The sequence below is a fragment of the Empedobacter sp. UBA7611 genome (assembly GCF_002484365.1).
Taxonomy (GTDB): domain Bacteria; phylum Bacteroidota; class Bacteroidia; order Flavobacteriales; family Weeksellaceae; genus Empedobacter; species Empedobacter falsenii_B.
In genome coordinates, this window is the sequence record NZ_DLJR01000049.1 from 15,471 (window position 1) to 38,407 (window position 22,937).

The following is a 22,937-nucleotide window of genomic DNA, read 5'->3' on the forward strand; positions in this document are numbered from 1 at the left end:
TTTAGGGAAATTTATTTCTGGATTCCAAGTTTTAAACCCTGAATTAGTTATCGCTAACTTAGACGCTAAAGTAAACGTAACAATTACATTTACAATCGAAAAAGGTAGAGGATACGTACCAGCTGATGAGAATAAAAAGGCTTCTGCGCCAATCGGTACTATAGCAATTGACTCAATTTACACTCCAATTAAGAATGTAAAATACGCAATTGAAAACTATCGTGTAGAACAAAAAACTGACTACGAAAAATTAGTTTTTGAAATTACAACAGATGGTTCTATAACACCTCAAGATGCTTTAACTGAAGCAGCTAAAATCTTAATTCACCACTTTATGTTATTCTCAGATGAGAGAATTACATTAGAAGCGGAAGAAGTTGCATCTGGTGAAACTTATGATGAAGAAGCATTACATATGCGCCAATTATTGAAAACAAAATTGGTAGATATGGATTTATCAGTAAGAGCATTAAATTGTTTAAAAGCAGCTGAAGTTGAAACATTAGGCGAATTAGTTTCTTTCGCTAAGTCTGACTTAATGAAATTCAGAAACTTTGGTAAGAAATCTCTTACAGAGTTAGAAGAATTGGTGGACAGCAAAGGTCTTAACTTTGGAATGGACATCGTAAAATATAAGTTAGACGTAGAATAATTTTATTAAAAAATGAGACACGGAAAAAAATTTAACCATTTAGGTAGAACTGCCTCTCATAGAAGAGCTTTATTATCTAATTTAGCTATAGCGTTGATTACTCACAAGAGAATTAACACAACAGTAGCAAAGGCTAAAGCATTACAAACATATGTTGAGCCTTTATTGACAAAGTCTAAAACAGACGATACTAACAACCGTCGCGTTGTATTTTCATACTTACAAGATAAAGAAGCTGTAACTGAATTATTCAGAACTGTAGCTCCTAAAATTGCAAATCGCCCAGGAGGATACACTCGTATCATCAAAACTGGATTCCGTTTAGGTGACGGTGCTGATACTGCAATGATCGAGTTAGTAGATTTCAATGATATCTACACTAACGCGAAAGTAGAGAAAAAAGCAACTACACGTCGTAGTAAAAAAAGTACTAAAACAGAAGAAGCTGCACCAGCTGCTAAAACTGAAAGTACAGAAGAAGCATAATCTATTCGATTATATAGTAAAAAGCCTCCCAATTTGGGAGGCTTTTTTTTTATATATTTTATGCTTGATTATTTCTAATCATTGCTTAATATTTTCTATTAAACAAAAATTATTTATTACTATTCTACAAGTGTTGAGTAAGTTGTTTATTTTTACTTGAAAAACATAAATACAGTTTTTTCAATTAATAGTAAGAACAAAAAAAAGCCACTCCGAAGAGTGGCTTTGATATTTGTCCGTTTTAAGTTGATTAAAACTTATATCTTAATGTAGTCATCAATTGTCTTGGAGCAATTGGGTTTACACTATAATTTTCGTGAACATTGTAATTCAACTCATTTGTAATATTAGATAATCTACATAATAATGAGAAGTTTTTCCATTTGTAGCCAGCCGATACATCAATCGTTGTGTAAGCTGATAATGGAATTTCTCTATCCAAAATTCCATTTGGTTGAGAAGGATCAATTTGGTTATTCCAACCTCCAATACGTTTACCAATATAGTTTGCGAGCGCACCGATAGAAAAGCCTTTCAATGCTCCATTTTGCAATGTGTAATGAAAACTTAAGTTTGCAGTATTTGCAGGAGTTCTTGTTAATCGATCACCTTCTACAAAACTACCTTTCAAACCAGATGTTTTTGTATAGCGCATATCATTGTAGCTATATCCAGCCATAATATTCAATCCAATAATTGGATGTGCAGTTACATCAACTTCGATTCCTTTACTTTTTGTAGCGCCACTAAGCACTTTTATTGTTGAATCTGTGTTTGGCGTTCCATCAGCTTTAAATTCTGCTGTTTGAGCTAAATTATTATTTTTGATTTGATACAAAGTAACATTTGTAGATAACAATCCTCTAAAGAAATCATTTTTGATACCAACTTCATATTGATCGATAATTGATGGTTTGATTGCTTTTAAATCTACTGTTGTACCAGAGTTTGGAGTGAATGAATTTGAGTAACTAGCAAAAATCGCCATATCTTTGATTGGTTGAAAAACGATACCAACTTTTGGCGAAAATGCTTCATCAACACGTTTTCCATCTTTTTTTACATCAACGGGAGTTTTCGTTAAATCTCTTGTTGTCACTTGAGCTTCTTGCCAAGACCAACGCAAACCAGCCAATACTTTTAATTGATCAGTCAAAGAAATTAAATCTTGAAAATAAACTCCAAAACGTCCTGTTTTAGTTGAGGCTATTTTTGTGTTTTTTGCCATTGGAATTGCGCCTCCTTGATCAAAATTTTCAAAGTCAAATATATTTCCACTTCCATAATTCTTTTGATCAAATACATAAGTGAAAGCTTTACTACTAGAATAATCAAAATCAACACCTGTTAATAATTGATGTTTTATTTTTCCAGTATTGAAATTTCCTTGTAAATTAAGTTGCTCACCGTACAATTGTTCTTGGTTTTTGTTTTGACCTAATGGTCTTGACCAATTTCCTTTTGCATCTGGTTGAATACGTTCCGTTCCTTTTGATTCTCTATCATATTGTTGAAAAGAGCTATTGAAATTAAGCTGCCAATCTTTGTTGAAATTATGCTTAACCAATGCACTTGTACTGGCTTGTTTCGTTTTACCATTAGACCAAGTTGCGCCTAAATACATACTTCTTGGTAAATCAACAATTTCTTTTCCAATAATTGCCGTTCCAAAATCTGGCGTCCAATCATCATTTAAATAATCTGCTTGCAAAACAAGTTCAGTTTTATCTGTCATTTTGAATAAAAAAGATGGATTAACATAAAAACGTTCTCTTTTTACATCATTTCTAAAACTCTCAGAATTTTCGTAAGATCCAGTAAAACGATACGCAATACTATTATTGATTGGTCCATAAATATCTAAAGATGGTTTGTAAAAAGCATTACTTCCCGCTTGCATACTGATTTCTCCACCAAAATTAAACTTTGGTTTTTTTGTAACCATATTTAAAATTCCACCTGGTGCAACATTACCATAAAGTAAAGCCGCTCCTCCTTTCAAAACTTCAACTCTTTCTAAAGATGAAACTTCTGGAATTGACCCATTATTGAATCTGAATCCATTTTTGAATATGTTATTGCTCGACATATCATAACCTCGTGACCAAAATGATTCTTGAGCCGCTCCACGCGCAGAACCAACATAAACACCATTGACGTTTTTCACAACATCACTCAGTTTTATTGATTGTTGTTGTTCTATAACTTGATTGTCAATAATCTGGAAACTTTGCGGTAAATCAATTCCTTTTACATTCAAACCAGATAAAATACTTTCTTGTTTTTTATTCGGAGATTCAACTATTTTAATGACAACTTCGCTAAGTGTAGTAATGTTTTCGTTCAATGTAAATGAAATTTCGCTTACTTCATTTGTGTGAACTTCAATAGATTTTGTTTGTTTTTTTAGTCCTTCCCCTTCTAAAGTTATAGAATGTTGACCCTCTGGAAATTTCTCGAAACGAAATTCTCCATTTTCATCTGTAATTGTAGTATTTGTGGATTTCCCAATTTTGATTGTAATTCCGGCAACTGGATATCCGTCAGATGAAACAATTTTTCCTTCTACGATTCCGTAGTTTTGCGCAAATGTGCAAATAGAAGTTAGCAGAAAAAGTAACAGTAGTTTTAATTTAATTTTCATTCTATATTTTATTTAGATTAGATAAAAATAATTTCGACAAATGTAAACTTTTGAAAGAATTATTCAAATTTATTTAGATTAATTAACAATAGTATGTAAGTAGTTTAAAATCAAATGTATATGTATTTTTAATTTATTTGAAAATTTATTTTTTTGTTTGAATGATTTGTTTTTTGATAAAATGAGTCAGATTATTTGTCAAATTGTTAATAAAATCTAAATTTTCTTAAACTAAGATTCTTTTCATTTATCTAATTTTCTAGATATGATTGTTTTAAAATCTTAATGTTAAAAAATCAACTAAAATCCTTATTTTTGGATTGATTTTGGCAATAAACCAATTATCAAACATAAAATTGATATGAAAAAATTACTATTCATGATGGCTGTCGCAATGGCAGTTGTTTCATGTAAAAAAGATGATAAAGTCGTAGGAAAAGATAAAGACGGAAAAGAATTAATTGTGAACGAAAAAGGCGATACAGTTGCCAAAACGGAAACAACAGATTCTTTGAAAGTCGCTGAAAAGCCTGCTGAGCCAGAAGTTGTAGCAATAACAAAAGGTGCAGATGACAAATATGCATACAAATACAATTTAGAGATAGGAAAGACTTATCCAATGACGTTGGGAATTAAAACAACTCACACGGCTTCGGATGGGAAACAATCTCAGAAAATGTCAAGCGAAAGTAAAAAACAAATTGATTATACGGTAAAAGATTTCAAAGATGGTGTGTATACATTAGAAGTGAAATCTAAACAATATAGCGAGAAAATGACAGATCCTTCGGGAAAATCAATTTCGTATGATACAAATGCTGCGAAACCTGCGAACAAAGATATTGCGGTTTCTTGGTCGATTTACAAAGCGATGACAGGGAAAACGTATACAATGAAAGTTGATCAGAAAGGAAAAGTTGTAAGCGTTGATGGATTAGATGAAATTAAAAAATCAATTTTAAATTCTGTAAAAACTCAAGTAAGTGCAGAAGAATTTAAATTCTTTACACAGATTATCGATAATTCATTAAACAAACAAGCAATTTCTTCTCAATTTGAAGAAACGATGAATATTTTTCCTAACAAAACTTTAGCGCTTAAAGAATCTTGGAGCGATAGTCAAAAAATTGATCAAGGTCCAATGAAAGGAAATATTTCGATGAAGAGAACTTTAGCAAGTGTTGAGCCTGCAAATACGACAATTACTGTAAATGGAACGCAAAGTTTGAAAGGTAATGAGTCGCAGCAAGGTGTTACAATGTCTGCGAATAGTAGTGCGAATGTAGATGGAAAAATTTTGTTGGATACAAAATCTGGTTGGATCAACAAAGTTAATTTAACGAAAAAGGAAACATTAAAACGTACAGTAGAAGCGCAAGGTCAAAAACAAACGATGACTGAGTCGGTTACAACTGTCACAACAGTTAACTAAAATGAAAACAATTATTTGGATTATAATTTTAAGTATTATTTTCTTAACGATTTTTAGATTTTTAAGAAAAGTATTTGCAGTGAAAAAGGTTTTTCAAGAAGCAATTAATCAGCAAAGAAATGCTTATAATCAGAGCCAAAACTCAAATGATTCGTACAACGAATCGAAACCAAACACATCTTTCGACAAACCGAAATATAATATAGACGCCGAAACGGTGGATTACGAAATAATCGAAGAAAAAAAGGATGAAAAATAAAAAGAATTTACTCTACGTTCTTATCTCATTGCTGCTTTTTGCAGTGATTGCATTGGTGTATTGTTCACCAGTTTTATCGGGAAAATCTGTTATTCAGCCTGATATTATCAACTACAAGGGTAGTGCGCAAGAAATGTTGACGTATCAAGACAAAACAGGAGAAAATGTCTATTGGTCTGATGCGATGTTTGGTGGAATGCCAACCTATCAAACTGGTGCGAAATATAGTTTTGATATCATCAAAACCATTGATGGCGCATTCAGATTTTTACCGCGTCCAGCAGATTACATTTTCTTGTTGTTTACAGGATTTTTTATTCTTGGCTTAACGCTTTTCAAAAAGTGGCAATATGCTTTAGTCGGTGCAATTTTCTTTGCATTTGGTTCGTATTATTTCGAATTAATTGCAGCCGGACATAACGGAAAGCTACATACAATTGGGTATTTCGCGCCTTTGGTTGCTGGAATTCTTCTATTGTATCGCAAAAAATACATTGCAGGTTTTGTACTCACAACCTTGTTTATGGGATTGCAATTACAAGCCAATCACATTCAAATGACGTTCTATTTGTTTTTAGCGTTGTTGGTTTTTGCAATTGTTCAATTTATTGATAGTTTAAAGAAAAAAGAATTACCAGATTTCTTAAAATCATCTGCATTAGTAGTTGTCGCTGTAATTATTGCAGCAGGATTGAATGCAAATCGATTATTGTCAACTTACGAATATAGTAAAGAAACGACTCGTGGGAAATCTGAGATGACCTTGTTGAAAAAGAATTCGAACGGATTAGATCACGATTATATCACACAATGGAGTTATGGAAAATTAGAAACATTAAATCTTTTTATTCCAAATTTGATGGGGGGTGGTTCGCAAACGAATCCAGAAGATTTAAAGAATTATACATCCGAATTACAAAATACTCAATATAGTCTTGGTGAAGACGAGTTCAATCAGCAAGTTTTTCAAGCTGTGGCAAGTCAACCGAGAAGTGCATATTGGGGAGATCAGCCAGGAACTTCTGGTCCAGCTTATCAGGGAGCTGTAGTCGTTTTCTTGTTTATTATCGGAATGTTTATGGTACGTGGAAAATACGCGACCTATAAAAAATGGTTAGTTGGAGCAACGATTCTAAGTTTCATTTTGGCATGGGGTAAAAATTTACCATTCGTTACGAACTTATTTATTGATTATTTCCCGATGTATGATAAGTTTCGCGCTGTATCATCAATCTTGGTAATTGCCGAATTTACAATGCCTTTCTTAGCAATTTTGACTTTATATTATTTCTTTAATTCTGACGAATCAGATGAATTCAAAAAGAAAGTACTTTATATAGCTGGTGGTTCTACAGTTGGAATTTTAATTATATTCTTCTTATTCGGTGGAATGATTTTTCCATTTACATCAGAGAATGAAAAATTAATGACTGAACAATTAATCGGACAAATTCAGCAAGCAAATCCAAATGCAATCGGACTTTGGGATGGATTGATAAAACGATTAGATGAAGAATTAATTCAAGATAGAATTGCAATGTTTAAAGCGGATACAGTTCGCACATTGATTTTTGTTTTGTTCACAATGGCTTTGTTGTTGGCTTATTTATTCAAGTTTATCAAAAAACCAATTATCGTCATTTTAGCGATTGGTGCATTGGCTTTTATTGATGGATTTACGGTGAATAAAAGATATTTGAACGAAGATAATTTTGTATCTAAATACATTGTTGATAATCCTTTCCCAACGGAAATGTCGCCTCGTTTACAAACCGAAGCTCAGAACAACAATAATGTAGCACAAATTGCTTACAAAGTTCCGTTGAATAATTTATTATCGAACATATCAAAACAAGATAAATCACATTTCCGTGTTTACAATACGGTTTTGAGTACATTTAACGAAGCTGGAACTTCATATTTTGTTCCTTCGATTGGTGGTTATCATGCAGCGAAATTAGGGAAATACCAAGATGTTGTGGATATCTATTTTTCTCAAGATCCACAATTGAAAAAATACGGAATCAAAGATGAAACAGGTTTGATTAATGTATTGAATATGATGAATACGAAATACATTATTCATGGAAGTCCAACGGAACCCCAAGTACAGCAAAATCCTACAGCTTTTGGAAGTGCGTGGTTGGCTTCAAATATCAAATGGACAGAAAATGCAAATGATGAAATCTTAGCGATAAATTCTACACCAATTAATAACACTGTAATTTTACGTAAAGATTTGGTTGAGAATAAAAACATGAATGTTTCGGCAGATACTAATGCGAAAATTGAATTGGTTGATTATTCACCAATGAAGATGACGTATAAATCTTCTTCTAATACAGATCAAATTGCTGTTTTCTCAGAAGTTTATTATCCACATGGATGGACTGCAACAGTTGATGGAAAGGAAGTTCCGATCGAAAAAGCGAATTACGTATTGCGTGCAGTTCCTGTACAAAAGGGAAATCATACAATCGTGATGGAATTTAAACCACAAGTTATTTCTACTGGAAATATGATTGTGATAGTTTCGAATATTTTACTTTTAATCGTTGTGGCTGGAGGTATTTATTTGGGATATAAAAAATGTTCTATAAAAGAGAATTTAAACTTAGTCGCTGAAAAGGCTTAATTTTGGAATGAAAAAAATATTAATCATCACCTATTACTGGCCTCCTGCGGGAGGTCCTGGTGTTCAAAGATGGTTGAAATTCACAAAATATCTTCCTGAATTTGGATATGAAACCTATGTTTATATTCCAGAAAATCCTTCTTATCCAATTCTCGATGAAACTTTAGCCAAGGACATTAATCCAAAAGTTAAAATCATCAAGAATAAAATTTGGGAACCTTATCAGTTAGCAGAAAAACTGAATCCAAAGAATAAAGCTTATAAAGGTGGACATTTCGAGAAAAAAGAAAATCAATCTTTTATGTCGAAGTTGTCGGTTTTTGTAAGAGGGAATTTCTTTATTCCAGATGCACGTAAGTTTTGGGTAAATCCTTCTGCTGAATATTTAAAAAACTTTTTACAAAAAGAAAATATCGATACGATTGTAACTTCTGGTCCGCCTCATAGTCTTCATTTAATTGGCTTGAAGCTGAAAAAACAATTACCAAATCTCAAATGGTTGGCAGATTTTCGTGATCCATGGACTCAAATTAGTTATCACAAAGAATTGAAATTAACTTTTTGGGCTGCAAAAAAACACGAAGATTTAGAGCGTGAAGTAATGCAAAAAGCAGATGTTGTTTTAGCAACAAGTTATGCTGATGGAGAAAATTTCAAGAAGATTGGTGCAAAACATGTAGAAGTAATTACAAATGGTTTTGAAGAAGTAAAACAACAAACAGAAAAAGATCAAAATCACTTTCATTTGACGTATTCTGGAGGTTTGGAAATGCTTCGAAATCCTGTTGCATTGTGGAAAGCTTTAGCTGAAATTAGCAACGAAAATCAATCGTTTCGAGAAGATTTTAAACTTAATTTTTATGGTTCTTTGGCTGATGACGTCAAACAAACAGTGATTGATGCAGGTTTAGAGAAAAACTTGGTTGCACATGGTTACGTTTCACATCAAGAGTCATTGAACGCTATTAATACAGCAAATGTTTTGATTTTGACCAACTTTGATAATGTTGCATCTAAAGGAATTATTCCTGGAAAGTTATTTGAATATATGGCGACTGGAAATCCTATTTTAGCAGTTGGTCCAGCAGATGCTGATGTCAAAAAAATACTTCAAAAAACAAAAGCGGGCGATTATTTTTCTCATCAACAAGTCAATGAAATCAAAACATACATTCTTTCGATTTACAATCAATGGTTGAGAAATCCAAACCAAAAATTTGAAACCAACGAAGCCGAAGTTCAACAATTCAACCGTAAAAACTTAACGAAGAAATTGGTTGAAGTGGTGGGGAAATTATCATAATAAAATACTATGTTTTAACAATATAAAGTAAATATTTCTGTTTAAGGATTATATAATTATTAAATGATAATCAATGAAGAAGTATTTACTTATTTTATTTTTATTTCTTAATATTATCCAATCATTTGCTCAACTTGATACAAAACATTGGTTTGCACCAATGATGGATAGAACAGGAAACCCCTTTCCTAATCAAAAAGTATATTTATCTACGAATAGAACTATTCCTTTTGAAGTTAAGATATATAATAACAATGTTGTTGTTGGTAATGTAACAATAAGTAAAGGGAATCCAGGTATTTTTAATATTCCAAGATCATATATAATTACAAGAGACCAAGCTGATATGTTTAAGCCAATAAAAAAAGGGTTATACTTAGAAGCAGATTATGCTTATTTTGCAAACCTTAGGTTTTCTGTCGCTCAACATGCTGAGATTGTGACATCTAAAGGAAGGGCAGGTACTGGAACTTTATTTTATACTGTTATGGCTCCAATAACGACATACAATGGTATTTTGAACTTTATGACAAGTGTTTTAGCTACAGAAGATAATACCACAATAAAGGTTTCAAATTTTGATTCTAATATTATTTTTAGTGATGGAGAGAAGAGAACAGAATTTAATATTATATTAAACAAAGGAGAGTCATATATTATTGATGGTATTGGAAATTATAAAGTGAATTATGAAGGTTTTATCGGTGCTAAAATTGAATCAGACAAACCTATATCTACAGCAAATGGTAATTTTAATGGGCAATATGCAGGTTATTTTCCAAATAGTTCAGATATTTTAATGGATCAAAACGTTCCAGTTTCTCAACTTGGAAATGAATTTGTTTTGGTAAAAGGTTTGGGTGATATTGGAAGTAATATGGAAGGCGCAATAGTTGTTGCAACTGAGGATGGCACTGAGGTTTATGTAAATAATGATCCTATTCCGCTCATCACCTTAAATGAAGGCCAACACTATATTATTAACGAAAATAAATACATTAATCAAGGAAAAAATCATTTTAATTTATATATTCAGACAACTCATAAGGCATATGTATATCAATTGTTAGGAGGAAGTAATGAACGAAATATTGAAGCTACAGGTGGAATGAATTTTATTCCAGCACTTAATTGTTTTCTACCAAAATCAATAGATGAAATTGGTTTGATAGATGAAAATGAAATTTATTTATCTAAAGAAGGAAGTGGTAGTTATTATTCAATTCTTAATGTGCCAACTAAACTTAATTTAATAACAGAAAAAAATGCTAATCTTACTGTAAATGGAAAAGTTCCTAATTCCAATTACGGTCCATTTGATATAGTTGGAACAACAAACTGGGTAACTTACGGTATACCTAATATAAAAGGAAATGTAACAATTAAATCTGATAAAGCTGTAACAGGAGGTATCACAGCAGGAAGTGAAGCTGCTGGATATGGTGGTTTTTTTGCTGGATTACCAACAAAACCAAAAATCGTAGCAGAAGGATGTTTTCCTGATGTAACATTAACAGTAACACCAGATATATACGAAACATATCAATGGTTTGAGGATGGGGTTGCTATTCCAGGAGCAACCGAAGTAACTTTTAAACCAACAAGATTAGGAAATTATTCGGTAGAAGTTACAATAGGTACTTGTCCGCCATTAAAAGACGAATATAAATTAAGAACTTGTCCTGATGAATCAGAATTAGAATTTGAAACATGTGGAGTTGCTCCAATTCATATTACTCCAAAATTTACAAAATCTGCCCAAACGATTAATTTCAATGAAACCAAGATAGTAGAAAATCCTTCAAAAGGAGTCGTTACAATTAACACTGTAAAAGGTATTATTACTTATACGCCAAATAAAGGGCAAAAAGGTTATGATGAATTCAAATATATAATTTATGGATCTGATAAATTTGAGGATAGTGAGATTGTAACAGTTAAAATTTTGATTAATGAACTCATTGTTAATAATGCAACGGTCTATGCGTGTAATGTAAATGGTAAAGGTATTTTTGATCTATCTGATGCAAATGTAACTTCTGATCCAGATGTGACAAAAAATTATTATCCTACGAAAGAAGATGCAGAAAATGAAGTGAATGAAATAATAGATTTTGAGCATTATGAATCTACAAATAAGAAAGTTTATGTAGTTGTCAAAAATAAAACAGGATGTAAAGAAATTGCCGAAATACAATTAGAGTTTTTTCCTTTTCCACAGATTGATTTAACTAAATATCAAACTACATATTGTGGAAGCAAAATGAATATTAAACTTGATGAAATTATCCGACAAATTTTTTCTAACCGAGAATTGTTTACAGTAAAATATTATTTAAATGAGCAAGATGCTTTAGACGGAAATACGAATACAATTTCATCTCAAAATATATTTACTGCTGATACAAAAGTGTACGTAAGAATTGAGACATTGAAAGGTTGTCAACCAGAAATTATTACTTTAGAATTTAAATTCGGTGAAAAAGTAAAACTTAATCAAGAAGTTTTAGATGTAGATGTTTGTGATAACGATTTTGATGGAGTTTATACATTCAATTTGAATGATTATGTTTTAGTAAATTTTGTTAATGATTATAATTACGATTATAAGTTTTTTGAAACCTTCGATGACGCTGAGAATAACATAAATTCAATTAATTCTAATCAAGTTGTAAATAGAAATAAAACTTTTTATGTGAGATTTGAAAAAGCAGGTTTATGTTTTTCTATTGCTGTTATTAATACTTTTGTATCTGTTCCGGAATACTCATCAACGCTAAAAGATGTGAAAATATGTCCTAATACCAAAACTATTTTAGATGCAGGAGATAATTATTTAGATTATAAATGGAGTACAGGTGAAACAACACAGACGATTGAGGTTGGGGTTGGAGATTATTGGGTAGAACTTCTTTCAAAAGAGGGATGTCCATATGTTCACAATGTTAATGTTTCTCATTTTCAATTACCAAATATTGTAATGATAAAAACTGTCAATGGACGTGCAGAAATCATTGTAGAAGGAGGAACACCACCATATAAATACTCATTAAATGGTGTAGATTGGCAAAGTTCGAATGTCTTTGAACCTTTAAAAGAAGGAAATTATACTGTTTATGTAATTTCGGCTGATAATTGTACTCCAGTAACAAAAGATTTTTTTGTAAACTTAATTCCTAATTTTATTTCACCTAATAATGATGGTTATAATGATAGTTGGAGAGCACAATTTTTAGGTTACAAAAATGCAATTGTTCAAATCTTTGATCGATATGGAGCAATTATAAAAGATGAAGTTGTGAATGATGAATATATTTGGGATGGTAAAAAGAATGGTTTTACAGTTCCTTCTGATAGTTATTGGTACAGAATAAAATTGAATGATAAAGAAATTATTACAGGCTATATAACAGTTAAAAATAAATAATTTTTTTGAAGTAAAATCCCACTTTCTACATTGTGAAAAGTGGGATTTATTATTTATAAATTAATAATTTAAGTTATGTTTCCAATAACATCTCTTTTAGCTCTTTTCACCCCAGATAATAATATCAGATAAATTATCTATTTCAAATTTATGAGACAAGTTGTTTAGCTTATTAGAATAAGCTTCTAACTCATTTAGTAAGACTATAAAAGCTTTTTTTGTTTGATTATAATCTATTCTTATTTCTTTATTTGTATTGATTGGTATAAATGATTCATTTTCATCATCACAAATTATAACAATTTCGTTTTTAGATTTTGTTATTAAAGGACTTGGATGGCATTCTGTTAGATAAAAGTTAGAGAAATTTTTGTTTAAAATATTTTTCCAAAGCTGAATTTCTTCTAACAATCCACAACATTGTGGGAATAATTCAATTTTATTATTAATTGAAATTGCATATCCACCAAAAAGTGAAATGGAATCTACTATTTTAGTATCAGCAAGATGTAGGTTTATAATTTTCTCCATATTTGCTAATGATATTTTCAAAAGATTGTATTGATAAATTCCAGACTGAATAGGTTGAGGAAAGTTAGTATAAATTTTATCAATTTGATTTTTTTGATAACTATCCCATTCAATAGAATTGTTGAATGAAATTTCTTGCAGAATTTTTCCATTTTGATTGTCTTTCAAAATAGGAGGTTCTATTAAAGGAATAAATTTGATTTTATCCATTTTTGAAAATTTTGTAAAAATATCGTTTAATACTTATATACAATATATATAATTCTTATAAAAAATAAAAATATCACAATATAAATTCGCCAAATAGTATAAGTTGATAAAAATTTTTCTAAAATTTTAAAAATCTAACATCTGTCATAAGTGGGTTGAATATATTTTACCTAAATTTATTTTGAAAAAATATAAACCACAGAGAAATGAATGACAATCGTAAGAAAGATGCATTGAATTACCATTCAATGGGTCAACCAGGAAAGATTGCAGTAGTGCCTACAAAACCTACGAATACACAACGTGATTTATCGCTTGCTTATTCACCAGGTGTTGCGGAGCCTTGTTTAGAGATTGAAAAAGATCCAGAAAATGCTTATAAGTACACAGCAAAAGGAAATCTGGTTGCAGTTATTAGTAACGGTACAGCCGTTTTAGGCTTGGGAGATATTGGTGCGGTAGCTTCAAAACCGGTTATGGAAGGTAAAGGTCTTCTATTCAAAATTTTTGCTGATATTGATGTTTTCGATATCGAATTGGATACAAAAAATGTTGATGAATTTATCAATACGGTAAAAGCTTTAGAGCCAACTTTTGGAGGAATCAATTTAGAGGATATTAAAGCGCCTGAGTGTTTCGAAATTGAGAAACGTTTGAAAGCTGAAATGAATATCCCAGTTATGCACGACGATCAACACGGAACAGCTATTATTTCTGGTGCAGCGTTGATTAATGCATGTGAATTACAAGGAAAAAATATTTCTAAAGTTAAAATTGTAGTAAACGGAGCTGGTGCTGCGGCAATTTCGTGTACAGGAATGTATATTTCTGTTGGTGCAACGAAAGAAAATATCGTGATGTTAGACAGTAAAGGCGTAATCCGTTCTGACCGTGATAATCTTGATCCTTCTAAAGCAGAATGGGCAACAGATCGTGATATTTCGACATTGGCAGATGCTGTTAAAGATGCAGATGTTTTTATCGGTTTATCGGCTGCAGATGTTTTATCAGCAGATATGTTGAATACAATGGCAGAAAATCCAATTGTGTTAGCAATGGCAAATCCAAATCCAGAGATTGCGTACGATTTAGCAGTTGCGACGCGTCAAGATATTATTATGGGAACTGGGCGTTCTGATTATCCAAACCAGGTGAATAATGTACTTGGGTTTCCGTATATTTTTAGAGGAGCGTTAGATGTTCGTTCGACGACAATTAATGAGGAAATGAAAATTGCTGCTGTTCGAGCAATTGCAGAATTAGCAAAAGAACCAGTTCCTGAAGTTGTGACGCAAGCATACAATAATCATTCGATCAAATTTGGGAAAGATTATATTATTCCAAAACCTAACGATCCACGTTTGTTACCAGAGGTTTCGGCTGCAGTTGCAAAAGCGGCGATAGAAACTGGTGTTGCAAAAAATACAATTACAGATTTCGAAGCATATAAATTGTCTTTGATTAAGCGAATCGGAAAAGAAAGTACGATTATGCGTAATTTGACACAAACGGCGAAATCAAATCCAAAACGTGTTGTTTTTGCTGAAGGAGATCGTTTCGAAATTCTTCGTGCAGCGCAAATTGTAAAGGAAGAAAAAATCGCTATTCCAATTATTTTAGGAAAGAAAAATAAAATTCAACAAATGATTAAAGATTATATGTTGGATTTGGAAGATGTTGAAATTGTTGATACAAATGCAGAAGAAGATTCGGACAGATACAATCAATTCGTTGATTTTATTTATTCGAAACGTCAACGAAAAGGAATCTCAAAATCTGACGCGAAAAAATTATTGAGAGATCGTAATTATTTTGGATCATGTATGGTTGAGTTTGGTTATGCAGATGCAATGATTTCGGGAATGACGAAAAATTATTCGCAAGCGATTCGTCCAGCTTTAGAATTAATCGGAGCGGAGCAAGGTCAAAAAGTTGCGAGTATGTATATGATGTTGACAGAAAAAGGACCAGTTTTCTTAGGTGATACAACGGTTAATTTAGATCCAACTTCAGAGGATTTGGTCAACATTACATTGCAATTTAATGAAACAATTAAGAAGTTTAAAATTGAACCGAAAATTGCATTATTGTCTTATTCAAACTTCGGATCAAATAAAGGAGAAACGGTTTCTAAAGTTCAGAATGCGGTAAATTATTTACATAAAAATCATCCAGAAATCATTGTAGATGGTGATATTCAAGCAAATTTTGCAGTGAATAAAGAGAAATTACAAAGTAATTTTCCGTTTTCTAAATTAGCAGGAACGCATGCGAATACGTTAGTTTTTCCAAATCTTGAATCAGCGAATATTTCGTACAAATTATTACAAGAATTAGGAAATATAGAAGCGGTTGGACCAATTTTGATCGGAATGAAAAAACCAATTCATTTGTTACAATTGGATAGTACTGTTCGCGAAATTGTGAATATGGTTACCATTGCTGTAATTGATGCACAACAACATCAGTAAAATATAAAATTTATAATACAAAAAATCCACTTNNAAGTGGATTTTTTGTATTATATGAAACCGAGATGATTTAAAAAATAAACTATTTATATTAATAAACACAAAAAAGCCTCGCAATGCGAGGCTTTCCTATTGATAAATGAAATTCTATTATTTAACTTCTTCGAAGTCTACGTCTTCAACACCATCATTATTTGCTTGACCTTGATCAGCACCTGGTTGAGCTTGCGCACCACCTTGTTGACCTTCGTTCATTGCAGCATAAATTTCTTGTGAAGCAGCGTTCCAAGCTGTGTTTAATTTTTCCATAGAAGCATCAATTGCAGCAACGTCTTGAGCAGCGTGAGCAGATTTAACCTCAGCTAAAGCTTCTTCAATTGGTTGTTTTTTGTCAGCAGGAATTTTATCTCCGTACTCTGTCAATTGTTTTTCCGTTTGGAAAATTAATGCGTCAGCAGCATTTACTTTTTCAATTTTTTGTTTTGCTTCTTCGTCTTTTGCAGCATTTTCTTGTGCTTCTTTTTTCATTCTTTCGATATCAGCATCAGATAATCCAGATGAAGCTTCAATTTTGATTGATTGCTCTTTTCCTGTTCCTTTATCTTTTGCAGATACACTTAAGATACCATTCGCATCAATATCAAATGTTACTTCGATTTGAGGAACACCTCTTTGTGCTGGTGGAATATCTACTAAGTCAAAACGTCCGATTTCTTTGTTATCGTTGAATAATGGACGCTCTCCTTGACCAATTCTTAATGTTACTGCTGGTTGATTGTCAACTGCAGTTGAGAAAACTTCAGATTTTTTAGTTGGAATTGTTGTATTCGCTTCAATTAATTTTGTGAATACTCCTCCTAAAGTTTCGATACCTAAAGATAATGGTGTAACGTCTAATAATAATACGTCTTTTACATCACCTGTTAAAACACCTCCTTGGATAGCTGCACCAATTGCAACAACCTCGTCTGGATTAACTCCTTTAGATGGTTTTTTACCGAAGAATTTTTCTACTTCTTCTTGGATTTTTGGCATACGTGTAGATCCACCAACTAAGATAACTTCGTCGATATCGTTGATTGATAAACCTGCATCAGATAACGCTTTTTTACAAGGCTCCATAGAACGACGTACTAAATCTTCTGTTAACTGATCAAATTTAGAACGAGTTAAAGTTTCAACTAAGTGTTTTGGTCCTGTTTCGTTAGCTGTAACGTATGGTAAATTAATTTCTGTTTGAGCAGAAGAAGATAATTCGATTTTAGCTTTTTCAGCAGCTTCACGTAAACGTTGTAAAGCCATTGCGTCTTTTTTCAAATCTACACCTTCTTTCGCTTGGAATTCAGAAGCTAACCAGTTGATGATTGCATCATCAAAATCATCACCTCCTAAGTGTGTATCACCGTTTGTAGATAACACTTCGAATACACCGTCACCTAATTCTAGGATAGATACGTCAAAAGTACCACCACCTAAATCGTAAACAACGATTTTTTTATCTGAGTTTGCTTTGTCTAATCCGTAAGCTAATGCAGCAGCAGTAGGCTCGTTGATAATACGTTCTACTTTAAGACCTGCAATTTCACCAGCTTCTTTAGTTGCTTGACGTTGAGCATCGTTAAAATAAGCTGGTACAGTAATTACCGCTCTTGATACTTCTTGTCCTAAATAATCTTCAGCAGTTTTTTTTATTTTTTGTAAAATCATTGCTGAGATTTCTTGTGGAGTATAGTTACGTCCATCAATATCAACTGCTGGCGTATCATTGTTTCCTTTTACAACTGAATAAGGAACACGACCGATTTCATCTGCATCATTATTAAATTTAGTTCCCATGAAACGTTTAATAGAATAAATCGTTTTCTTTGGGTTTGTTACAGCTTGACGTTTTGCTGAATCACCAACTTTAATTTCCCCTCCTTCTACGAATGCTACGATAGATGGAGTAGTTCTTTTACCTTCTGCATTTGGAATTACAACTGGCTCACTACCTTCCATTACAGAAACACAAGAGTTCGTTGTACCTAAGTCGATTCCGATTATTTTGCTCATATTGTTTAGTTATTTTTTATATTATTAATGATTTATTTTAAACTTTTACACATCATCAAAAATGATGCTACACCAGAATAGTCAATCTTTGTGCCAACATAAAAAAAATGACATCCAATAGATTTTAGATGTCAGGTTGTCAGATTATGATGAATGATTTGATTATTTATCGATAAAAAAGTCAGTTTATTGGTTGATAAAATGTCAGCGTTAAGTTATATACTTAAACTCAAACTTTATCTCAGTCTTAGTCTCAATCTCAATCTATGTTGTGAGAAAATAATAATTGTTTTAAAAGTTTGTTTACTCATCAGTTTTAATCAAACTCAAATTTTATCTCAGCCTTAACCTCAGTCTTAGTCTTAGTCTTAGTCTTAGTCTTAGTCTCAATATTACCCAATCTTACTTCCGTTTTCTACTTTTCGTTCGGGATTCAAGAGAATAACATCTTTCTGATTTCCATACACACCCATCACGAGACATTCGCTCATAAAAGTGGCAATTTGTTTTTTCGGGAAGTTAACCACAGCCATTATTTGTTTTCCAATCAATTCTTCTTTGCTATAAAGCGACGTAATTTGTGCCGAACTTTTCTTGATTCCTAACGGACCAAAATCAATTTCTAATTGATAAGCAGGATTTCTCGCTTTCGGAAAATCATTTGCACTGATAATTGTTCCAATTCTCATATCAACTTTCTCGAAATCTTGCCAAGAAATTGTTTCAGTCTTATTTTCAGGTTTTGATTCTTCTTTTGGTTTATTCTCTTTGTCGTAAATCGTTTGCAGAATTTTTTCTAAATCCGTTTTTTCATCTGCATATTTCGTTTTCATGTTATCTGGCATTCGGTTATAATACGTCAACGCTTTTTCGCCAAATTGTTTGATGTAAAAATTAGTCAATGGAGGAACGTTTGGAAATTGTTTATGAAAAATCATTTCTGTATACGCTTGCCATTCGCGTTCTTCTCGCAATTCAATTTGATTTTCGCCCGAACGCTGAAAAACATGTACCATTTCGTGCATCAAAACATTGGAAAGTAAAACCAAATCAAAATCCAGAATGTTACGTGGAACACGAATTGTAATTCCTGTTTTTTCTTCACCTTCTGCAGTCAACAAAAAACCTTTCGGATCGATTTCTTCTCGAAACGTAAAACCTGTAAAAGCACTATGTTTTAATTTCAATTCATCTAAAATTTCGTACAATGCTTCAACGATTAAGTGATTATTTTTTAAATAATTTATTCTTTCCTTAAATTTTTCTGTAATCATAGCTTTTTGGCTTATTTATCAAATATATAATCTTATTTTTGATATGTTTTAAAAATGACTATGAAGAAATTAGTACTATTACTTGGCTTGATCTCGATAACAACAAATGCACAAGTACTTAATAACAAACAAGAGTTTACGCGACAAGATTCGCTTCGCGGAACGAATAATGAATTCCGAAATTGGTGGGATGTTAAAAAATATAAAGTAAGTGTAGAACCAGATTATCAGTCAAAATCGATAAAAGGAAAAACGACAATTACGTTTGATAAAATTGCTCCTCAACAATCAGATTTATTGCAGATAGATTTACAAGATCCAATGATGGTTTCGGCTGTAAAATTGAATGGAAAGAAAATTTCTGATTTCAAACGTGATGGAAATGTCTATTTTATTAATGTCGGAAAAAATATCAAGAATACGTCGAATCAATTAGAATTAGAATACAACGGAAATCCTCGTGTTGCGGTGAGAGCGCCTTGGGATGGTGGTTGGATTTTTGCGAAAGATGAAAAAGGTCGAGATTGGATGTCTGTAGCCGTGCAAGGTTTGGGTGCAAGTGCTTGGTTTCCGAACAAAGATTATTTAGGCGATGAACCAGATAATGGAATGGAATTGGAAATTATCACACCAAAAGATTTGGTAGGAGTTGGTAATGGACGATTAGTTTCTAAAAAAGAGAAAAATGGTAAAACAACTTCTACATGGAAAGTTGTTAATCCAATTAATAATTATAATATCATTCCTTATATCGGACATTATGTCAATTTCAAAGATACTTTCGAAGGCGAAAAAGGTAAATTGGATTTAGATTATTATGTGTTAGATTATAATATAGATAAAGCAAAATTGCAGTTTGAACAAGCAAAATTGATGTTGAAAAGTTTTGAATATTGGTTTGGACCTTATGCTTTCTACGAAGATTCTTTCAAGATTGTAGAAGCTCCGCATTTAGGAATGGAGCATCAATCTGGAATTGCGTACGGAAATAAATTCGAGAATGGTTATTTAGGTCGTGATTTATCAGGTTCTGGCTGGGGATTGAAATGGGATTTTATCATCGTTCATGAAGCTGGTCACGAATGGTTTGGGAATAATATTACCGAAAAGGATGTGGCAGATATGTGGATTCACGAAGCGTTTACGGCTTATTCGGAAACGTTGTTCACAGAAACTTATCATGGAAAAGATGCGGCAAGCGAATATGTGCGTGGAACGAGAAAGGCAATCCAAAATGATATTCCAATTATCGGCGTGTATGGCGTAAACCAAGAGGGTAGTGGTGATATGTACTATAAAGGTGCAAATATGATTCACACGTTGAGAACTTGGATGAATAATGATGAAAAATTCAGACAAATGTTGCGTGGATTAAACAAAGAATTTTATCATCAAACTGTAACTACAGAACAAATTGAAAATTATATTGCGAAGTTTTCTGGTTTAAATTTGAACGCTTTTTTCAATCAATATTTAAGAACAGTTAAAATACCTACTTTAGAACTTAAACAAAATGGAAATAAAGTTGAATATCGTTATACGAATGTTGTTGATGGATTTGCAATGCCGTTACGATTGAAAGATTCTGATATAACCATCAATCCTACGACTAATTGGCAAACAATTAATAATTCAACGATTACAAAAGCGATTGATGTAACAATTAATCCAAATTATTATATCGATTCGCATATTATATATTAAAACTGAATGAGATATTGAAACAAGTTCAACATGATAAGGAAAGTCAACCTGAACTTGTTTTCAGGTTCTCATCCAAAATGATTTATAAAATATTCCAAACAAATATCATCGGTTATTGAATGATGAAATTATAAATTTGTGACATGAAAAAATATATTGCATACGCAATCTTATCAGGATTATTATTAACAGCAGGTTGGCCATCGCACGGCTTTCCATTGTTATTATTTATAGGATTTGTACCCTTGATGTTAGCAGAACATCAAATTACGCAACGCGCAGAATTCAAGAAAAAAGGACGTAAAATTTTTGGACTTTCGTTTTTAGCTTTTTTCATTTGGAATGCAATTGTAATTTGGTGGTTGCATTACGCACAAGAAACGGACGCGAATGGAGATTTGCACAATTCGTGGAGCGCTTATTTGATTCCCGTTGTAGCGAATTCGTTGTTTATGTCAATTGTTTTTCAGTTGTATCATTTCGTCAAAACAAAAGCTGGTAATCTGTATGGATTGGTTTTTCTTCCTGCGATTTGGATGAGTTTTGACAAACTAACCTTGAATTGGGAACTAACTTGGCCTTGGTTTAACCTAGGAAATGGTTTTGCAAAATATTACGAATGGGTACAATGGTACGAGTACACAGGAACTTTTGGAGGAGCACTTTGGATTTGGTTAGTTAATATTACGGTATTCTATTATTTGACGGCTTATATTAATAAGAAAGAAATGAGATACCTAAACAAATTAGGTATTTATGCTGGATTATTAATCGCTGTTCCAATTGGTATTTCTTATATTATTTATGCGAATTACGAAGAAAAAGGAAAAGCGCTTGATGTGTTGGTTCTTCAGCCAGATCTTGATCCATACAACGAAAAGTATATGAAAGATGGTTTGCAGATTTATGATGAATTGAAACAATTGGCACTGAAAAATATTCAACCAAAAACTCAATTTGTTGTTGCACCAGAAACTGCCGTACCTGGATCATCTGCTTTGATTTTTGATAATATGTATGATGATTTAATTATACAAGACATTCAACAATGGACAAAAACCAAAAAAGATTTACATTTTGTAACAGGAGCATCTATCATGCGAATTTATCCAATGCAATCTTTAGCATCGGAAACGGCATCTGTTATGAGAGATGGAATTACGTGGTACGACGCTTATAACTCAGCTTTGCAGATAAGTGGAAACGATTCGATAGAAGTTTATCACAAGAGTAAATTAGTACCTGGAGTAGAAATTTTTCCATATCGAAACATTTTAATGCCAATTATTGGAGAATTTATGCTTAACTTTGGCGGCACAACAAAAACGTTGGGGATTCAACCTCATCGTTCTGTTTTCAAGAATAAAACAAACAACGCTACTGTTGCTCCGGTTATATGTTACGAATCTATTTACGGAGACTATACAACAGAATATGTGAGAGAAGGCGCAAATGTTATATTCACAATGACCAACGATTCTTGGTGGGGCTCTACCGATGGTCATCGTCAATTACTATTATATGGTAATTTGAGAGCTATTGAAAATAGACGCGCTATCGTTAGATCTGCAAATTCAGGTATTTCGGCTTTCGTTAATCAGCGAGGAGATATAATGAAGTCTTTACCATATGGAGAGCAGGGTGCTTTAAATGGTACAATTTTAATGAATAGTGAATTAACGTTTTATACAAAATATGGCGATGTAATCGCGAGGATAGCGCTGTTGGTAATGGGAATTATCTTGGCTTATACTCTTGCGCAGAAGTTGTTATATAAACAAAATAAGAAAAAAATATAAAATTAATAACCTAAAGAGTTGTATAAGTAATATATAATTTGTTACTTTGCACTCCGTT

The 22,937-nt window shown here is 32.2% G+C and carries 14 protein-coding genes; 10 read left to right on the plus strand and 4 right to left on the minus strand.

The features are described from left to right. Together rpoA and rplQ are read left to right on the plus strand one after the other, a co-directional pair. Nucleotides 1–652, plus strand: a 652-nt coding sequence (gene rpoA / locus B3R94_RS08520; protein ID WP_291100076.1) for a DNA-directed RNA polymerase subunit alpha, incomplete at its 5' end; no start/stop codon positions are given. A 12-nt stretch (nucleotides 653–664) separates the two neighbouring features. Then, nucleotides 665–1,138 carry a 50S ribosomal protein L17 gene (gene rplQ / locus B3R94_RS08525; RefSeq protein WP_291100079.1) on the plus strand — a complete coding sequence of 158 codons (474 nt, stop codon included), beginning with the start codon at nucleotides 665–667 and terminating at the stop codon, nucleotides 1,136–1,138. Between the two features lie 250 nt (nucleotides 1,139–1,388). On the opposite strand, the gene B3R94_RS08530 is transcribed toward rplQ, so the two are convergent. Continuing rightward, nucleotides 1,389–3,782 carry a TonB-dependent receptor gene (locus tag B3R94_RS08530; RefSeq protein WP_291100082.1) on the minus strand — a complete coding sequence of 798 codons (2,394 nt, stop codon included), beginning with the start codon at nucleotides 3,780–3,782 and terminating at the stop codon, nucleotides 1,389–1,391. Nucleotides 3,783–4,143: 361 nt separating this feature from the next. On the opposite strand from B3R94_RS08530, the gene B3R94_RS08535 reads away from it, so the two are divergent. From B3R94_RS08535 to B3R94_RS08555, 5 genes are all read left to right on the plus strand, one after another. Continuing rightward, complete coding sequence (locus B3R94_RS08535; RefSeq protein ID WP_291100085.1) at nucleotides 4,144–5,214, plus strand: DUF6263 family protein; 1,071 nt, start codon at nucleotides 4,144–4,146, stop codon at nucleotides 5,212–5,214. 1 nt (nucleotide 5,215) lies between these two features. Further along, nucleotides 5,216–5,473, plus strand: a complete 258-nt coding sequence (locus tag B3R94_RS08540) for a hypothetical protein (protein ID WP_125349691.1) — start codon at nucleotides 5,216–5,218, stop codon at nucleotides 5,471–5,473. Beyond that, on the plus strand, nucleotides 5,463–8,108 hold the full coding sequence (locus B3R94_RS08545; protein WP_291100088.1) for a YfhO family protein: 2,646 nt from the start codon (nucleotides 5,463–5,465) through the stop codon (nucleotides 8,106–8,108). The genes B3R94_RS08540 and B3R94_RS08545 overlap by 11 nt, the downstream gene beginning before the upstream one ends. Before the next feature lie 7 nt (nucleotides 8,109–8,115). Then, nucleotides 8,116–9,411, plus strand: a complete 1,296-nt coding sequence (locus B3R94_RS08550) for a glycosyl transferase family 1 (RefSeq protein WP_291100091.1) — start codon at nucleotides 8,116–8,118, stop codon at nucleotides 9,409–9,411. 73 nt (nucleotides 9,412–9,484) lie between these two features. Then, entirely contained in the window at nucleotides 9,485–12,838 is a 3,354-nt protein-coding gene (locus B3R94_RS08555) for a T9SS type B sorting domain-containing protein (RefSeq protein WP_291100094.1), read from the plus strand. Nucleotides 12,839–12,934: 96 nt separating this feature from the next. Here B3R94_RS08555 and B3R94_RS08560 read toward each other — a convergent pair whose 3' ends face one another. Next, complete coding sequence (locus B3R94_RS08560; protein ID WP_114999028.1) at nucleotides 12,935–13,579, minus strand: hypothetical protein; 645 nt, start codon at nucleotides 13,577–13,579, stop codon at nucleotides 12,935–12,937. Between the two features lie 206 nt (nucleotides 13,580–13,785). Between B3R94_RS08560 and B3R94_RS08565 the strand changes: the two genes are divergently transcribed. After that, nucleotides 13,786–16,050: an NADP-dependent malic enzyme gene (locus B3R94_RS08565; RefSeq protein WP_291100099.1), complete on the plus strand. Its 2,265-nt coding sequence runs from the start codon at nucleotides 13,786–13,788 to the stop codon at nucleotides 16,048–16,050. A 150-nt stretch (nucleotides 16,051–16,200) separates the two neighbouring features. Here the strand turns inward: B3R94_RS08565 and dnaK are convergent, their stop codons facing one another. Both dnaK and B3R94_RS08575 read right to left on the minus strand, forming a co-directional pair. Next, on the minus strand, nucleotides 16,201–18,102 hold the full coding sequence (gene dnaK / locus B3R94_RS08570; RefSeq protein WP_291100102.1) for a molecular chaperone DnaK: 1,902 nt from the start codon (nucleotides 18,100–18,102) through the stop codon (nucleotides 16,201–16,203). Nucleotides 18,103–18,494: 392 nt separating this feature from the next. Further along, on the minus strand, nucleotides 18,495–18,821 hold the full coding sequence (locus B3R94_RS08575; RefSeq protein WP_291100146.1) for a tRNA-binding protein: 327 nt from the start codon (nucleotides 18,819–18,821) through the stop codon (nucleotides 18,495–18,497). A gap of 615 nt (nucleotides 18,822–19,436) precedes the next feature. Between B3R94_RS08575 and B3R94_RS08580 the strand changes: the two genes are divergently transcribed. After that, on the plus strand, nucleotides 19,437–21,080 hold the full coding sequence (locus tag B3R94_RS08580; protein ID WP_291100105.1) for a M1 family metallopeptidase: 1,644 nt from the start codon (nucleotides 19,437–19,439) through the stop codon (nucleotides 21,078–21,080). Nucleotides 21,081–21,223: 143 nt separating this feature from the next. Next, a complete protein-coding gene (gene lnt / locus B3R94_RS08585) occupies nucleotides 21,224–22,879 on the plus strand; it encodes an apolipoprotein N-acyltransferase (protein WP_038337063.1) in 1,656 nt (551 codons plus the stop codon). Nucleotides 22,880–22,937 lie beyond the last annotated feature (58 nt).